Here is a 16013-nt window from a genome sequence, read left to right on the forward strand (position 1 = left end):
CGAATAAATGCCCGACCTTCTGCTCGAACTCTTCTCCGAGGAAATTCCCGCGCGCATGCAGCGGCAGGCGGCCGACGAGCTGAGGAAGCTCGTCACCAATGCGCTTGTCGAGCGCGGCCTGACCTATGAGGGCGCGGCCGCCTACGCCACGCCGCGGCGGCTCGCCTTGCAGGTGGTCGGCCTGCCCGGCCGCCAGCCGGACGTGCGCGAGGAGCGCAAAGGCCCGCGCGTCGGCGCGCCCGAGGCGGCGGTCGCCGGCTTTCTGAAAAGCGCCGGCCTTGCCTCGCTGGATCAGGCCAAGATCGAGAAGGATAAAAAGGGCGCAGAATTCTACCTCGCGGTCATCGAGCGCCCCGGCGCCGAGACCATCCAGGTGCTCGCCGACCTCCTGCCCGCGATCATCAAGAGCTTTCCCTGGCCGAAATCCATGCGCTGGGGCGCGGCCTCCGAGCGCAGCGACAGCCTGCGCTGGGTGCGCCCGCTGCATTCCATTATCGCGACCTTCGGCCCGGAAACGGAGACGCCGGAGATCGTGCCCTTCGAGGTCGACGGCATAAAGTCGGGCGATTTCACGCGCGGCCATCGCTTCATGGCGCCCGGCGAAATACGCGTGAAGCGCTTCGAGGACTACGCCATGTCGCTGGAGCGCGCCAAGGTCGTTCTCGACCCAGACCGCCGGCGCGACATTATTCTGCATGACGCCAAAGACCTCGCCTTCGCGCAGCATCTTGAGCTCGTCGAGGACGCGGGGCTTCTGGAGGAAGTCTCCGGCCTCGTCGAATGGCCGGTGACGCTGATGGGGTCTTTCGACGAAAGCTTCCTCTCGGTTCCGCCGGAAGTCATTCGCGCGACGATCCGCGTGAACCAGAAGTGCTTCGTGCTGCGTAAGCAGGACGGAACCCTCGCCAATCGCTTCATCCTCGTCTCGAACATCGAGGCGAGCGACCATGGTGCGACCATCGTCGCGGGCAATGAGCGGCCCATCGCCGCGCGCCTGTCGGACGCGAAATTCTTCTACGAGACAGATCTGAAGACGAAGCTCGAAGAGCGCCTGCCCAAGCTCGACCAGATCGTCTTCCATAAGCTGCTTGGCACGCAAGGCGAGCGCGTGAGCCGGATCGCATCAGGAGCGAAGGAGTTGGCGCCAACCGTCGGTGCCGCTCCGGAAAAGGCTGAACGCGCTGGGATGCTCTGCAAGGCGGATCTCGTTACGGAAATGGTCGGCGAATTCCCCGAGCTGCAAGGCCTGATGGGCAGCTATTACGCTGCCGCACAGGGTGCAGACCCGTCTGTCGCCAACGCCTGCTATGAGCATTACAAGCCGCAAGGCCAGGGAGATTACGCGCCGACCGATCCAGTATCCATCGCCGTCGCACTGTCCGACAAGCTGGATACATTGGTCGGCTTCTGGGCGATTGACGAGAAGCCGACCGGCAGCAAGGACCCCTATGCCCTTAGGCGTGCCGCGCTAGGACTGGTCAAATTGGTGCTGGAGAATGAATTGCGGCTGCCACTCGGGCGGGCGCTATACGAGTCCTATAAAATCTACGTCAATCAAATTCATCAGCTAAATCGCCTCGTCGCAGACCGCTTAGTAATATTCAACAAAAGCGAGAAATTGATCCTAGAAAATTACTCTCAGTTCGGCCGTGTTTTTGGCACCGATGAGGAATTTGAGAAGCTGAAGAATATGCAAAGCAGTAGCGGCTGGGAATACGACGCTATCGTCTGGCACCAGCCTCACGGTGCATTCATCCCAAGTCTTCTCGAATTTTTCGTCGATCGCCTCAAGGTCTACTTGCGCGACAAGGGCGCCCGTTACGATCTCATTGACGCGGCGCTCGGCGCCGTGGCCCTCGCCGACGGCGAGGCGGCCGCGCCGCTTCAGGACGATCTGCTCATGATCACCAAGAAAGTCGAAGCGCTCGATTCCTTCCTCGCCACCGACGACGGCAAGAACCTGCTCGCCGGCTTCAAGCGCGCCGTGAATATTCTGAAAGCCGAGGAAAAGAAGGACGGCCCCGAGGCCTACGCCCAGCGCCACGCGCCGAATCTGCGCATCGAACCGCAGGAGCACAAGCTCGCCGCCGCCATCGCCCGCGCCGGCGAGGAGACCGCCGAGCGGCTCACGAAGGAAGACTTCGCCGGCGCCATGCGCGCGCTCTCCAAGCTGCGCGAGCCGGTGGACGAATTCTTCGACAAGGTGACGGTGAACGCCGAAAACGCCGACCTGCGCCTCAACCGCCTGCGCCTGCTCGCCGAGTTGCGCCGCGTGATGATGGGCGTGGCGGATTTCGGCAAGGTCGCAGGCGAGGCGACGGCCTGAGGCAGGCGCACCTACGCCGGACGTAACACACCCTCGCCTCGCAGCCGCGTCATGGCCGGGCTTGTCCCGGCCATCCACGCCATGCAGATGCCAGAGCGTTTGGGCATGAGTTACGACGGGGCACCTCGCCTACCGATCAGCACGTCCAAGGTGGGCCGTATCCCTCGGCGTGGATGGCCGGGACAAGCCCGGCCATGACGGTCGTGAGACGACTGTTACGCCCCGTTCCCCGTAAAGCTCCTCGGCGCCGGGGAAATAATCTTCGCCGCGCCGCCGCCGATCTCGAGCACCGAAAGCCCGCGCTCATTCGTCCCATCGGGGCGGAAGCGGAAGACGCCGTCGGCGCCGTTGAAGCCCGATGGATTGGTGAGCACGCTTTCGGAATAGCGCTGCGAGCCCTGCGAGCGCGACAATGCGATCGCCAGCGACACGGCGTCGTAAGCGAGCGTCGCGATGCGCGCCGGGTCGGAGCCGAATTTCGCCTTGTAGCGCTGCGCGAAGGCGTTGAAGCCGGCGTTCTCCGGCGCCGTGAACCAGGCGCCCTGCAGCGCCGGCAGGTTCAGCGCTCGCGCGTCGTTCCACAGGCCAGTGCCGATGATCTGCACCTTCTTCGAGTCGATGCCATTGGCGACCAGCTCTTTCGAGACGCCGCCCATCGCGTCGGCCTGTTCGGGGACGAAGATCGCGTCGAACTGGTCGCGGGCGGCTGCGAGGCGCTGGATGGATTCGCCCGGCGCGCCGGGCTTATAGCGCTCGATCATCGGCACGCGCAGGCCGTAATTCGCCGCGCTCTGCTGGAACTGCGCCAGCGCCAAGGTGCCGTAATCATTTTCGGGCGCCAGCACGGCGATGGATTTCTTGCCCCGCTGCGCCGCAAAGCTCACGCCGCGATCGACATAGCCTTCGACGAGGAAGGAGAGGAGATAATTCCCCTTCCCCGCCGCCGAGGAATCGGTCGAAAAAGCGATCACGGGCTTGCTGGCGGAATGCGCCACCCGGCCCGCTTCCTTCACATCGGTCGCAAAGACCGGCCCGAGAATAATCTCCGCGCCCTCGTTGACCGCCTCCTGGGTCGCCGCGGCGGCGCCGGCCGGCGTGGATTTGTCGTCCTTGACCAGAATGGTCACGTCATTGGACCCGCTGTCGGCATAGGCGAGCTTGGCCGCGTTGCGCAAAGAGGCGCCGACCGACGACGGGCCATTGGGGCCGGTCAACGGCACCACGAGGCCGACCTTCACCGCGCCATTGCCGATCATCTCATTGGCGTCGGCGGTCGCGACCTGCCCCGAGGGCGGCGCGCCGGCGCCGAGATTCTTCGCGCCGGGGATGCCCGGCCCCGCGCCCGGGTGGCAGGCAGCGAGCGTCAGCGCCGCCGCGCCGGCGAGAAGCCCCGCACGCAAGCGCCTGACAGCGCCGGGAAAACCGACTGAAAAACCCATATTCATAGAGACCCCGAGCCCCCGCGCCTGAGCCGCCAGGGCCGCGCGCGCATGTTTCCTGTGCATAGGGTCCGTCTCCCGATGCGAATGTCAATAGATGCGGCTTTTGGGCGTTAATTGAGGCCTTGCCGAGACCGCCCGGATCGTTCCATATTCCGAACATTCGGACGAAAAAACGAACAGTTTGGAGATTGCCAGCATGGCCGCCGACGACGCCCCCTCTCCCGCCGCGGGCTACACGGCGTTCGGCCTGCGCGCCGAGGCCGAGAAAATCGAACCCGGCCTGCATGTTGTGGCGACGCCGATCGGCAATTTGAAGGATATTTCCTTCCGCGCGCTCTCGACGCTCGCCGCCGCCGACGCCGTCGTGGCCGAGGATACGCGCGTCACCAAAAACCTGTTGGCGCATTACGGAATCTCGACGCCGCTCGTCGCCTATCATGAGCACAACGCGGCGGTGATTCGTCCGCATCTCCTCGCGCGGCTCGAATCCGGCGCGAAGCTTGCCCTCGTCTCCGACGCCGGCACGCCGCTCGTCTCGGACCCCGGCTTCAAGCTGGTGCAGGAGGCGCTAGAGAAGGGGCTGCACGTCACCTCCGTTCCCGGCCCTTCCGCCGTCCTGGCGTCGCTCGTCGTCGCCGGCCTGCCAACCGACCGCTTCTTCTTCGAAGGCTTCCTGCCACATAAGAGCGGCCCCCGGCGGGCGCGGCTTGCGGAGCTCGCGCAGATTCCCGGCACGCTAGTCTTCTTCGAAAGCCCCCGCCGCCTCGCCGAGACGCTGGCCGACTGCGCCGCCGTGCTCGGCCCTCGCAGCGCGGCCATCGCCCGCGAGCTGACCAAAATGTATGAATCCGTGCGGCGCGGGCGGCTGGACGCGCTCTCCGAGGCGCTGGCCAATGAGGAGCCGCCCAGGGGCGAGATCGTGCTGCTGGTGGCGCCGCCAGAAGCGGGCGCGGCGGAGGTCGCGGCGGCGGATCTCGACGCGAAAATCGAGGCCGCCCTGGGGTCTTATTCGGTCAAAGACGCCGCCAGCGTCGTGTCGGCGGAGACCGGCCAGCCGCGCCGGCAGGTCTATGCGCGGGCGCTGCAATTGGCGGCGGAGCGCGGGAAGTAATGAGCCCTGTCATTCCCGACGCTCGCGGAGCGAGCGATGGGGAATCCAGAGCAAACCAGCGCTATTTTGGCTCTGGATTCCCGATCGGGCCTCTGGCCCGTCGGGAATGACAAAAGCCCCAAAAGCGGGAGTCTGAAGTAGAAATAGCTTATTAAAGTAACGTAAGATCGCTCTCTTTTTTTGCAGCTCTTTTCATGGCGCAGTGATGAAGCACAGGGACGAGGACGCGCGCCGCTCCGCATTTGCCTATGGCCTGCGCTCGGAAACCATCGCAGCCCTATGGCTGCGAGCGCAGCTCTATACGATCCTCGACCGGAATTTCCGAACGCAGGGCGGCGAGATCGACATTGTGGCAAAGCGCGGAGGCACAGTCGTTTTTGTCGAGGTGAAAGCGCGCGGCGATCTGGCGGAGGCGGCAATTGCGATTACGCCGCAAAAGCGGCGCCGCATCTCACGCGCTGTCGACCGTTGGATCGCCGCGAACCCTTGGGCGATGCGCTGCACGCTACGCGGCGACGCGATCTTCATCGCGCGGGGGAAGTTGCCGCAGCATTTGGAGAATGCTTTCGAGCTGCGGGTGGGGTGATACTGTGCTGCTTGAAAGGACGACGGACTCGGGGAATGTCATTCCCGGCAGGCCGCAGGCCTGACCGGGAATCCCGGGCCAAAGTAGCTGGTTTTGCTCTGGATTCCCGATCACTCGCTGCGCGAGCGTCGGGAATGACACGAGCCCAATCGAGCGGATCGCATCACCCCGCCGTATCCATAAACCGCCGCCGCTTTCCCTCCAGCGCCGCCGCCGTCAGCACGCCGCTCTTGAAGGCGTGGGTGTCGAGGTTGATTCGGGTCACCAGATTTTCCACGCGCGCATGCGGCGTGTGCCCATGCACGATCACCTTTTCGAACGCCCCCCGGTAATTCAAAAACTCATAGCGAATCCACATGAGATCGCCGGGCTCTTGCCGCTCCAGCGGCACATGCGGCCGCACGCCGGCGTGGCAGAAGAAATAGTCGCCATATTCTGCAGAAAGCTGCGTCTCTTCGAGAAAACGCCGATGCGATTGCGGGAAGCGCTCGAGCAACGCCGCCAGCACCGCCGGCGCGCCGCCGCGCTTCATCTCCCGGCCCGCGTCGACGCCATAGGAAGCGAGCGTGGTCAGACCGCCAAAGGCGACGAATTGGTCGAGCATCGCGGGGTCGTCGAGATAACGCAGTATCTCGTCTTCGTGATTGCCGCGCAGCGTCACAATCGGCGTTGGGAAATCGCGACGCGCCAGACGGTCGATGACGCCCCGCGAGTCGAGGCCGCGATCGACATAATCGCCGAGAAAAACGCAGACTGCCGCGCTGTAGTCGCCTTTGCGCAAATCGTCGTCTATGGTCTGGGTAAGACGCTCCAGCAGATCGGCTCGGCCATGAATGTCTCCGATTGCATAGATGCGCATGCCGTCCGGCGCCGCGGCGTTCGAGATCGTTGTTTCATCCATCGGAACCTCCGATCCAATATTTTGGGCGCGCGGCGCGAATGGCGAAAACTGCCGATGGCGCCATTGGCGCCACGGGCTGTGGTGCTTCCAATCATGGTTCCGCTATCGACAATGCCGCGATGACGAATCTCCCAGGCCGAGGGGCTAATGCCGAAATTTAGTGCCATCCTGCGCCGCCGCTTTCTCGTCGGCCTTCTCGCGCTTTTCAGCGCCCTGACCGCTTCGCTTGCGCCCGGGCGCGCCGAGACGCCCGACGAGACCTACAAGGCGCTTGGCGTTTCCAAGGGCGCCACCCCCAAGGAACTCTATGAGGCGCTGGAAAAGCGTTATCATGATGAAACCCAGGGCGCGGGCAAGGGATCGCTGTCCAAATATTGGGAGCCGATTCCGATCTCGAAATATCTGAACCCGCATTCCTTCTATAAGCCGCCGCAGACGATCGACGTCGACGCGACGCGCGCCCAATGCGTCGAATGCCACCAGCAGACCTCCCCCGGCTGGACTCATAGCTGGCAGAGGAGCGTCCATGGCAATCTGGATCAAATCCGTCATCTGCCGGACAGCGACTCCCGCGCCTATAAGAAGGCGATGATCAAGGAGGTCGAGGCGAACCTTCAGTCGATGGGCAAGCTCAAGGCCGGAGAGACGCTGAAGGAAGTCGGCTGCATCGACTGCCACATGGGCGTCGGCCAGGATCACGGCCAGCATAAGACCGAGCTGAAAATGCCCGACGCCGCCGCCTGCGGCCAGTGTCACGTGCAGCAATTCGCCGAGCGCGAATCCGAGCGCGACACTTTCACCTGGCCGCAGGACCAGTGGAAGCCGGGCCATCCGTCACACGCGCTCTCCTATAAGGCCAATGTCGAGAACGCCATTTGGGCGGCGATGGAGCAGCGCGAAGTGGCCGAGGGCTGCACCTTCTGTCACACGCCGCAGACGACGTGTAACTCCTGCCATACGCGCCACGAATTTTCGGCCGTGGAGGCCCGCAAGCCGCAGGCCTGCGCGCAATGCCACAATGGCGTCGATCATAATGAGTTCGAAGGCTACATGCTTTCGAAGCATGGCACGGTCTATCAGGCGCGCGGCGATCAGTGGGATTGGAACGCCCGCCTCGCCGACTCGCTCGACAAGGGCCATATGAACGCGCCGACCTGCCAGTTCTGCCATATGGAATATGAGGGCAAGTTCACGCACAATATGGTGCGCAAGTCGCGCTGGGCCTTCATGCCCATGCCAAAGATCGCCGACAATCTGAACCATCCCTGGTTCACCGCGCGCAAGGAATCCTGGGTCTCGACCTGCTCGAACTGTCACTCCGACAGTTTCGCGCGCGCCTATCTCGACGGCATGGACAAGGGCGTCATCTCGGGGCTGGAAATCACTGAGAAGTCGCGCAGCGTGCTGGTGAAGCTCTACACCGACAAGCTGCTGCCGGGCCAGAAGACCAACCGCCCCGCGCCTCCGGCGCCCGAGAAGGACGACGCCGGCGCCTTCTTCCAGCTCTTCTGGCAGAAGGGCAATAATCCTTCGGCGGTGGAATATGAGTTCGCCGAAATGTGGGAGCACCATCAGATCAAGCATTATAAGGCGCTCGCGCATATGAACCCTGGCGGCTACACCTATTCCGAAGGCTGGTCGCAGCTCATCAAGAGCGCCACAAAGATCAATGACGAAGATACGCGCTTGCGCGAGGCGGCGGAGATTCGCACGGAGTTGAAGCGCATCTCCGGCGAGAAGCGCGGCGATCTCGAGTTCGACTCGCCGCAGCAACGCCTCATCGCGGCGGGCCTTGGCGCCATCGCCGTACTGCTGGGCGGCGCGTTCCTGCTGAGAAGGAAGCGTCAGTAGAAGCCGCTCCGTCATTGCGACGAGCAAAGCGACGAAGCAATCCAGAGCCGTGGCGTCGCTCTGGCTTGCTTCGCTTCGCTCGCAATGACGGGCCTGATTTGTCATTCCCGGCGGGCTGCAAGCCCGACCGGGAATCCAGAGCCACAGAAGCGCTGGTTTTGCTCTGGATTCCCGATCGCTCTCTTTGCGAGCGTCGGGAATGACATCGGACACAAATCGACTGCGTGAGGGTGCATGAAAACCATCGTCGGCGCCGGGCTCATCGCCATAGGCTGCGCGCTCCTCGGCTGGGCGGGATATTCAGCCCTGCGCCCCGCGTCCCACTACGCGCTGACGATCGCCGCCGCGCCCGAGGATGCGGCGAAGGAAGTCGCGAGCCTTGGCCTTGCGCCTGGCTCGCTGCAGCGTATCGAGATTTCGGTCCCCCAAGAACGGCGCCCCATCGCCGCCGGCCTTGTCGCGCGCGACGGCGAGCGGCTGAGCCCGCTCGTCTGGCGCAATGAGGTGACGGAGCCGATCCTGTTTTCGGACGTCTCCGCGGCAGACATTACGAAAGTGCTGGGGGCCATTCGCGATCATGTCGACGAAGACGCCATCGTTCTCGCCTGGTGGGATTTGTCGCGCGCCATTCGCCTCGCCGCGAAACGCAACGCGCCGCTCGACGACGCGCGCGCAAGCGGCCTGCTCATTCCCGCGGCGTGGCCCGGCGCGCAGGGCGCCGAGCAGGCGCGCTGGGGCGCGGGAGCGGTCCCGAAATCATCGGAAACATTCGACCGTTTCATCGACGCGCTGCTCTCGGACGAAAAGCGCGGCGCGCAGACCTTATCCGAAATTGCGGCGGGCAAACCCGCCTATGTCGCCGTGCATATTTCCGATGTCTGGAAGGCGGCCGCCGCGCGGCCCGAGCGCCTGTCCATTGCCTATAAGGATTTCCCCTCCTCAGGCGTGTCGCATGGCGTCATCAAATCGGCCACGCAATGGATGCGTGAGCAGAAGATCGACGGCGGCTTCGCCGTGGAGCCGATCGGCGGCGCGACGCGGCTGCACTATTTCACGCGCAAGGGCGACAGCGACGCGTTGATCGCCAAGCTCTTACCTTTCTCGACGTCGAACCCCGCGCAATTGGAAAGGCTGGAGCTTGTGTATCAGCACAAGAGCTGGTGGATTTATCGATTGAAGTAATAACGAGATCCGCTTGATCCGTTCGGCGCCATTCCCGACGCTCGCGCCGTTTGGACACACAAGAAATCACCGCCGTCATTGCGAGGAGGCGGAGCCGACGAAGCAATCCAGGGCAGCGATGCGGCCCTGGATTGCTTCGCTTCGCTCGCAATGACGGGCTGAGTAAAACCAGCGCTCTCGTGGCTCGGGCTTGCAGCCCGCCGGGAATGACAAGGCCCGATGCGAGCGCGCTTATTGCGGCGTGCGTGCGCGCCGCTCGGACAAGCGCGCCATGGCCGCCTGAGCGGTTTGGTAGGCCCTCGCCTCCGAGCCTTTATAGAGGCCTTTTTCAATCGGAAGCGCGTTTCCCGCCGCGTAGACTTCCCATTGCCACATGGCGTTATGCCCAGCGCCCCCTCTGGAGCGCACTCTCACGGTATAGGTCTGGTCCGGCTTTTCATTCGTCATGGCTGACTATCGCACGCCGAACCAGCCAATGATACCGTTTCCGTTTGAACAGCTCGGATTGCCATTCGAGTCCAGAGCCACAAGAGCGCTAGTTTTGCCCGGCGCCCGTCATTGCGAGCGAAGCGAAGCAATCCAGGGCGGCGATGCGGCCCTGGATTGCTTCGTCGGCTCCGCCTCCTCGCAATGACGGCGGTGATTCCCTGTGTATCCAACCGGCGCGAGCGTCGGTGATGGCGCCGAACGGATCAAGCGGATCTCGTATGATACCGTTTCCGCTCGAGTAGCTCGCATGGGGCCTTGTCATTCCCGGCGGGCTGAAAGCCCGACCGGGAATCCAGAGCGACCAGAGCAATTCCTGATCGCTCGCGCCGCGAATAACAACGAACCAATCGAGCGGATTCCTGAAAGCGCGCGCGTTTCATTCGCAGCGCAGCGCGCCCTTAGCTGCGAAGCGCCGTCGCCAGCCGCGCAATCCCTTCCTCGATCTCTTTTTCGGTGAGCGCGACGAAGCCCAGCATGAGCAGCCGGTCGCCTCCATCGTTACTATCGAAGCGCAGCGCCGAGCCCGTCGCCAGCGAGCAGACGCCGACGCCCGCCGCCAGCCCCTTGGCCTCGACTTCCGCCGCGCTGGGGAATCGGTCGGGCAGCTTCCACACGAGATGCATGCCGGCTTGCTCGCCGTAAATCTCACACTCGCCGAAATGCTTGTGCAGGGACGCCAGCAAGGCGTCGCGGCGCTCGCGATACATCTGGCGAATGCGGCGCAGATGGCGTCCGAATTCGCCACTGGACATGAAGTCGGCCATCGCCGCCTGCTCGAGCCAGCTTTGGCCGTTGTTCATCAGCATTTTCATGCGGCGGAAGCTCTCGACCAGCCGGCGCGGCGCGACGACGTAGCCGAGCCGCAGCCCCGGCCCCATACATTTCGAAAAAGTGCCGAGATAAATCACGCGCTCGTTGCGGTCCAATCCTTTCAGCGCCGTCAGCGGCGATCCGACGAAGCGGAAGTCGCTGTCGTAATCATCTTCCATGATATAGGCGTTATATTGCGTCGCCCACGCCAGAAGCTCGATGCGGCGCTGCAGGCTGAGCGTCACGCCGACGGGATATTGATGCGAAGGCGTCACATAGGCGACGGCTCCCTCGACCTGCGGCAGCATCGTCACGTCCAGCCCATCGCGGTCGATCGGCACGGGATGCAGCTTGGCCCCGAGGCTTTCCAGCACATAGGCCGCGCCTTGATAGCACGGCGATTCGACGACGGCCGGCGAGCCGGGCGTCACGAGAAGGCGCCCGACGAGGTTGAAGCCGTCCTGGCAGCCGCCGACGATGATGATCTGCTCAGGATCGCAGACAACGCCGCGCGCCGGCGCGAGATGTTTGGCGATCGCCTGACGTAATTCGAGAAGCCCGGCCGGATCGCTGTAGGTCGTGAGCTCCGAGCCCGCCGATTTCAACCGCGCCTTGATGTGGTGAGACCAGGCCTTGAGCGGGAAGCTGCGCGCATCGGGCTTACCCACCCAGAAATCGGCGACGAGACGGCGCCGGTCGGGGTCGGCGAGGCGGTGCGTGCGCATGTCGCGCAGAGGCTCCGTCAAGCCGCCGTCTTTCAGCGGCGCCGGCGCGGCCGGCGCTGTTTCCGGGGCGCTGGAGGAAAAGAAAGCGGTGTCCGGCAGATCGGGGGCGACGAAGGTGCCGACATAGGGCTTGGTGCGGATATAGCCTTCGGAGACCAGCCGCTCATAAGCCAGCACTGCCGTGTTGCGTGAAACGCCAAGCTGAGCGCTGAGCTCGCGCGTCGTCGGCAACGGGTCGTTGCCGCGCAATCTGCCGTTCAGAATCATGGCGCGAATCTGGTCGAAGATCTGCGTCTGCAGAGTCGCCTTGTCGGACTCCTTCAGCATGATCGACAGTTGCACTTGGCCGCTCCGGATCACCGGAGTTAGACGACCGAGAGAGGCGATGCTCGTCATTTAGCCGTTCCCGCCCAGGGGTGGCGCCGCGCTGGCGACTTTATTCGAGGATTAAGGCGCTCTTTTGCAACCTCATAGCTCCACTTCCATGCGCATTCCTGGCGCCACGGCGCCCGCCAGCCTTGTCGGACAGCAGCAACTCGAAAAAGCTTTGCCTGGCGCCATTGGTCGCAGCGCATCTGGCGCTTTTCTCCGGAGAGTACTTTAGGAATTCTTGAAATCCAGAGAAAAAAGGGAGGACCGAAATGGCGCTCGCGAAGTCGAAAATTGCTCCGGCAATCTTTTGGATCGGTTTCCTCGCTTTGGGCTTTGTTTCCAGCTTCGCCGAGCCCGGCAAGCAACATAAGGCCCTTGCTTCAGGTAAGCAGCAGCCCGCCGTCGACGCCCTCCTCGCGGAGACCGACAACCGGCCGGCGCCAAAACCCAGCCTCGCGAGACAAAATTAGTCGCGGCCGCAAGGAAGCGGGTCATGAGCCATGCCGCCGCTTTTCTTCTGTTACTGACGCTGGAGCTCGCGAGCATTCTGACGCTCTGGCTCGTCGCGACTCTCGCTGGTTGACCGCGCGCCCGCCTTGCCAACGGCCGGGCGCCTTGCCATATTTTTCCAAGGGGGCCGCGGGAAACGGCCGCCTCTTAGAAAGCGGCCCGGGCGCGATGGAGCGACGGGCCGTTTTGACGAGGAGCAGGCGGATATGCCGGACGGGCTTGTGAAGGTGATTATCATCGGCTGCGTCGGCTTTTTCTTCGGCGCCGCGATTGTCGGCTGGGTTTACGGCTGAACGCGCGCTTTCCGCCCGCCCTGACAGAAGGCTAAAACTAAGTCGCCTCGGGCCGATTTGGCGGGCCGGGCTCCAGCGCGCTTTTCGGATAGCCGCGCGCCCTTGCGCATGTGTCTTCTTTGCAACGCCAGGGCGCCTTCACGGGGGGAACACTGTTCCTCGCCACGGTCCAGCTTGGCCCAGGATCGCTTTGGCGTTAGCAATTTTCTCGTTTGAGAGCAGCCATTCAGCGGTCTTTCAGGGCGGGATTTGAGGGGAACCGACGGCCTGTCCCTATGGGGCGCACCCGGACAGGCCGTCTTTCTCCCGTGCGGCGACGCAAAACAAAACCGTTGAAAAGCGCGACATTGCCGCCGCCAACGCCCCGCCTCCGTTGACAATTCGCGATCGTCTGCGTGACTCTGACGCTGGTCGGTTTGGCGGGGTCGATTGATGGGGCACAGCGACTTGCAGAAGCCCGCGCTGGGCGTCGCCACGATTCAAGCCAAAACCCCGGAAGCCGCCGCCAAACGCCTCAGCGTCTTGTTTGGACAAGACTTGTCCGTCTCGTTCCTCGAGAACAAGGACGCATTCCGGTTGCGCTGCACGGCCGTGCGGCTGGGCAAGGCGGTATTGGTTGCAACCGAAACATCCGATGTCTTCCTTCGGCGCCCTCCATCGAACGCCGCTCTCGTCTTTGTCCCGCTGAAGGGCTCGATCTCTTATAAAATGGGTGGCGGGAACTATAGTTTGGCCGCGGGGCGGAACGGCGCCATCTGGCCCCCGCTCGAAACCGTCGATATGCGGCTTCCCCAAGCCATGAGCCTGAGCCTTCATCTTCCGATGGCGGTTGCGGCGGCGCAGGCGGAAAGGCTTACCGGCCTTCCCTTCAGCGGAACGCCTTTCCACGGCATGGTGACGGCGTTCGATCTGTCCGATCCGCTCTACGCGACGCTCGCGCGCAACATGAAACTCATCATGTCCGAGATTCTCGCTTTGGAGGCGACCGGTCTCGGCCAGCTCGCGCGCGCCGGCTATGATGAAACCCTGCAGACTCTCGCGACGGCTGCGCTGTTTCCCGCTGTCGCGCGCAAGATCAATGCGGCTGGCAGAGATACGAGCCCGCCCCCCATCCGCAAGGCCCGGGATTACATCAAGGCCCATGCGGCAGAGCCTGTGGAGTTATCGCGGCTCGCCGCCTCGCTCGGGATGAGCATGCGGACCTTGCAGGACAATTTCAAGAAAAGCTACGGCTGCTCGCCGCGCGACTATCTGATGGAGTGTCGTCTCGAAAACGCGCGAGACCGCCTGACGCTCGCCGGCGACGCCGCGTCGGTGATCGAGATCGCCATGGACTGCGGCTTCCCCGACCATGGGCAGTTTTCGTCGAAATACCGGGCGCGTTACGGGGAGCTTCCCTCTCAAACGCTCAAACGGGCAAGGGGCTGACGCAGGGACGCCGCCGCTCGCGGCCTAAAGAATCGACAAGGCTGAAAAACAGAAGACCGCCAGCGCTCCCACGCTGGCGGCCTGGAAACCGGACCGCTCGCGGCCGGTCATCCGCTTACCGACGCGATTAGAGGCGCGTCAGAGTCACAGCGGAGATGACGATCATAGCCAACATGCAAGCGGGAATCAGCCAACCCATTTGAACCTCCCTCTGGGAAACGCCATTAAAGGCGTCGTTTTTGCTGCTTTATGCGTCGGGCAGTACACCGGAGGGCCTGCTCTTTGTCAAGCCCCAACACGCCTTCGCCAAGCTTTCGCCTGGTCGACCGCTGGCCTGCGCCTTTGCGCCAGCGCTGCGCCGCTTTCAGATCGAGCCGCCCTGAATTCATCAGAACAAACGGCCTCGACGCGCGTTGCACGCCATTACCCGCCCCTAGCAGGCGCGGCGTTCCGCCCGCGCCGCCGGATGGAGACCGCAATGCGTGCCAGGCTTCTACTCTCCGTCGCCATTACGGCGCTGTCTCTCGGGATGCCCCAGAGCTATGCGCAAAACCCCGCTCGCGACCAGCCGGGCGGCGAGCCGCAAAAGCCTGCGCAGGCGGAGCCTGCGGCGCGCCCGCAAAAGCCGGACGAACAGGGCGCGCGGGAGCGTCGTGGCGAGATGCAGAGCCGGGAGCGCGGCGAGGCGAAAGGCGAGCGGGAGGCAGCCTCCCCCGGCGTAAATGAGTCGGCGGAGAAAGCCGCGCGCCAGGAGGAGCGCCATCCCGAACAGCGCGGCGCCGCCGTGAAGCACGGCGAGAAAAAGGGCGAAAAGCACGGCGCCGCCAACGAGAATCTCGACCGGACGCCGAGCGCGCAAGCCGAACGGCGGCGTGAGCATGGCGCAAAGCAAACGCCAGGCGGCCAGCCCGGCGCCGAAACGCGCGGCTCGAAGGCCGAAACGCAGGGCGCCAAAGAGGCCGAGAAACAGGACAAGACCGGCCGCGCCGGCTCCGCGGCCACAGAGGATGAGCGACGCGGAGAAAGAGCGGCCGGCGCCGAGGAGCGGAGCAGAAGCGCGACCGAACAACGGACCCCCGGCGCCGAACAGCGCGCTCCCGGCGCGGCCGAACGCGCGCCCGGGCAGGAAAGGACCGGCGAGGAGACGAAGCGCGGCGCGGAAGCGACCCAGGGCGGCCGCGTGCAGGGACGCGAAACCTACGGTTACGCCGGACGGGAGGCCCAGCGCGGCGGCGTCCAGCTCGATGCGCGCCAGGAAAGCCGCGTGCGCGACATCATCGAGCAGCGCGGCGGACGCCGAATCTCCCGTACTGATTTCGACGTTCGGATCGGCGCCATTGCGCCGCCCAGTGTCGCCTTCGCCCCGCTTCCTCCGGAAGTCGTCTCCATCGTTCCGCAGTACCGCGGCTTTGATTACGTGATGGTGGAGGATCAGATCGCGATCATCGATCCGAACGATCGCCGGGTCGTCAGCATGCTCGACGTCGGCGGCGGGCCGATGCCCGGCGGCTCAGCCTATGAAGAACGGGGGGGCCGTTATGGCGGCGGCGCTTATGAACGGCGCGACGGCGGCCGCCAGGCGCAACGCGGCGGCTATGGCCGGCGGGAGCGTGGCGGCGAAGCCTATGGCTACGCCCCGCGCGTGCGACTGGACGCCCGCCAGGAACGCACGCTTTACCGCGGCGTGATGAGACAAGCGCGCGAGAATTTGCGGCAGGTCTGCGTCCATGTCGGCGACCGCGTGCCGGATTACGTCGATCTCGCCCCCGTGCCCCGCAACGTCGCTCTCGATGCGCCGGATGTCGAACGCTACGACTACTTCGTTCTCAACGATCAGGTCGTGCTCGTCGATCCCGACAGCCACGTCGTCGTGGACATCATCGAGGAGCCGAGGTGATCGGAGCGGCGCCGGGCCTTCCCGCCCGGCGCCGGCTCTTTCGACCTTCCGCGATGGGGAGGACAAGAGAGGAGAGAGCGCTTTTTAGTC

Annotated in this window: 11 protein-coding genes; 8 read left to right on the plus strand and 3 right to left on the minus strand. The window is 64.1% G+C overall.

The genetic code is table 11. From position 1 onward, the window contains the following. Positions 1-7: 7 nt before the first annotated feature. Positions 8-2326 (plus strand): glycine--tRNA ligase subunit beta, encoded by a 2319-nt coding sequence (glyS, locus tag QMG84_RS12450; RefSeq protein WP_281928224.1) that lies wholly within the window; start codon positions 8-10, stop codon positions 2324-2326. Positions 2327-2541: 215 nt separating this feature from the next. Here the strand turns inward: glyS and QMG84_RS12455 are convergent, their stop codons facing one another. Continuing rightward, positions 2542-3765, minus strand: a complete 1224-nt coding sequence (locus QMG84_RS12455; RefSeq protein ID WP_281932000.1) for a penicillin-binding protein activator — start codon at positions 3763-3765, stop codon at positions 2542-2544. Positions 3766-3964: 199 nt separating this feature from the next. On the opposite strand from QMG84_RS12455, the gene rsmI reads away from it, so the two are divergent. Then, complete coding sequence (rsmI, locus tag QMG84_RS12460) at positions 3965-4879, plus strand: 16S rRNA (cytidine(1402)-2'-O)-methyltransferase (protein ID WP_202073496.1); 915 nt, start codon at positions 3965-3967, stop codon at positions 4877-4879. Positions 4880-5084: 205 nt separating this feature from the next. Then, positions 5085-5465 carry a YraN family protein gene (locus QMG84_RS12465; protein WP_281928225.1) on the plus strand — a complete coding sequence of 127 codons (381 nt, stop codon included), beginning with the start codon at positions 5085-5087 and terminating at the stop codon, positions 5463-5465. Between the two features lie 163 nt (positions 5466-5628). On the opposite strand, the gene QMG84_RS12470 is transcribed toward QMG84_RS12465, so the two are convergent. Then, positions 5629-6366, minus strand: a complete 738-nt coding sequence (locus QMG84_RS12470; protein WP_281928226.1) for a metallophosphoesterase family protein — start codon at positions 6364-6366, stop codon at positions 5629-5631. Between the two features lie 147 nt (positions 6367-6513). On the opposite strand from QMG84_RS12470, the gene QMG84_RS12475 reads away from it, so the two are divergent. Both QMG84_RS12475 and haoB read left to right on the plus strand, forming a co-directional pair. Beyond that, on the plus strand, positions 6514-8217 hold the full coding sequence (locus tag QMG84_RS12475) for a multiheme c-type cytochrome (protein WP_281928227.1): 1704 nt from the start codon (positions 6514-6516) through the stop codon (positions 8215-8217). Positions 8218-8451: 234 nt separating this feature from the next. Beyond that, the gene (gene haoB, locus QMG84_RS12480; RefSeq protein ID WP_281928229.1) at positions 8452-9399 is read left to right on the plus strand and encodes a hydroxylamine oxidation protein HaoB; all 948 of its coding nucleotides are present in this window, start codon (positions 8452-8454) and stop codon (positions 9397-9399) included. An 887-nt stretch (positions 9400-10286) separates the two neighbouring features. On the opposite strand, the gene pdxR is transcribed toward haoB, so the two are convergent. Continuing rightward, positions 10287-11819 carry a MocR-like pyridoxine biosynthesis transcription factor PdxR gene (pdxR, locus tag QMG84_RS12485; RefSeq protein ID WP_281928231.1) on the minus strand — a complete coding sequence of 511 codons (1533 nt, stop codon included), beginning with the start codon at positions 11817-11819 and terminating at the stop codon, positions 10287-10289. Between the two features lie 245 nt (positions 11820-12064). On the opposite strand from pdxR, the gene QMG84_RS12490 reads away from it, so the two are divergent. From QMG84_RS12490 to QMG84_RS12500, 3 genes are all read left to right on the plus strand, one after another. After that, positions 12065-12265: a hypothetical protein gene (locus QMG84_RS12490; protein ID WP_281928233.1), complete on the plus strand. Its 201-nt coding sequence runs from the start codon at positions 12065-12067 to the stop codon at positions 12263-12265. A 765-nt stretch (positions 12266-13030) separates the two neighbouring features. After that, on the plus strand, positions 13031-14026 hold the full coding sequence (locus QMG84_RS12495; protein WP_281928235.1) for an AraC family transcriptional regulator: 996 nt from the start codon (positions 13031-13033) through the stop codon (positions 14024-14026). A 478-nt stretch (positions 14027-14504) separates the two neighbouring features. Next, positions 14505-15923 carry a DUF1236 domain-containing protein gene (locus QMG84_RS12500; protein WP_281928237.1) on the plus strand — a complete coding sequence of 473 codons (1419 nt, stop codon included), beginning with the start codon at positions 14505-14507 and terminating at the stop codon, positions 15921-15923. The last annotated feature ends 90 nt before the right edge of the window (positions 15924-16013 follow it).

The sequence above is a fragment of the Methylocystis iwaonis genome, assembly GCF_027925385.1.
Classification (GTDB): domain Bacteria; phylum Pseudomonadota; class Alphaproteobacteria; order Rhizobiales; family Beijerinckiaceae; genus Methylocystis; species Methylocystis iwaonis.

What these genes read in the sequence shown, in the direction of transcription:
- glyS (WP_281928224.1), top strand. Translation starts at nt 8, where the DNA reads ATGCCCGACCTTCTGCTCGAACTCTTCTCCGAGGAAATTCCCGCGCGC.
- QMG84_RS12455 (WP_281932000.1), bottom strand. Translation starts at nt 3,765, where the DNA reads ATGGGTTTTTCAGTCGGTTTTCCCGGCGCTGTCAGGCGCTTGCGTGCG.
- rsmI (WP_202073496.1), top strand. Translation starts at nt 3,965, where the DNA reads ATGGCCGCCGACGACGCCCCCTCTCCCGCCGCGGGCTACACGGCGTTC.
- QMG84_RS12465 (WP_281928225.1), top strand. Translation starts at nt 5,085, where the DNA reads ATGAAGCACAGGGACGAGGACGCGCGCCGCTCCGCATTTGCCTATGGC.
- QMG84_RS12470 (WP_281928226.1), bottom strand. Translation starts at nt 6,366, where the DNA reads ATGGATGAAACAACGATCTCGAACGCCGCGGCGCCGGACGGCATGCGC.
- QMG84_RS12475 (WP_281928227.1), top strand. Translation starts at nt 6,514, where the DNA reads ATGCCGAAATTTAGTGCCATCCTGCGCCGCCGCTTTCTCGTCGGCCTT.
- haoB (WP_281928229.1), top strand. Translation starts at nt 8,452, where the DNA reads ATGAAAACCATCGTCGGCGCCGGGCTCATCGCCATAGGCTGCGCGCTC.
- pdxR (WP_281928231.1), bottom strand. Translation starts at nt 11,819, where the DNA reads ATGACGAGCATCGCCTCTCTCGGTCGTCTAACTCCGGTGATCCGGAGC.
- QMG84_RS12490 (WP_281928233.1), top strand. Translation starts at nt 12,065, where the DNA reads ATGGCGCTCGCGAAGTCGAAAATTGCTCCGGCAATCTTTTGGATCGGT.
- QMG84_RS12495 (WP_281928235.1), top strand. Translation starts at nt 13,031, where the DNA reads ATGGGGCACAGCGACTTGCAGAAGCCCGCGCTGGGCGTCGCCACGATT.
- QMG84_RS12500 (WP_281928237.1), top strand. Translation starts at nt 14,505, where the DNA reads ATGCGTGCCAGGCTTCTACTCTCCGTCGCCATTACGGCGCTGTCTCTC.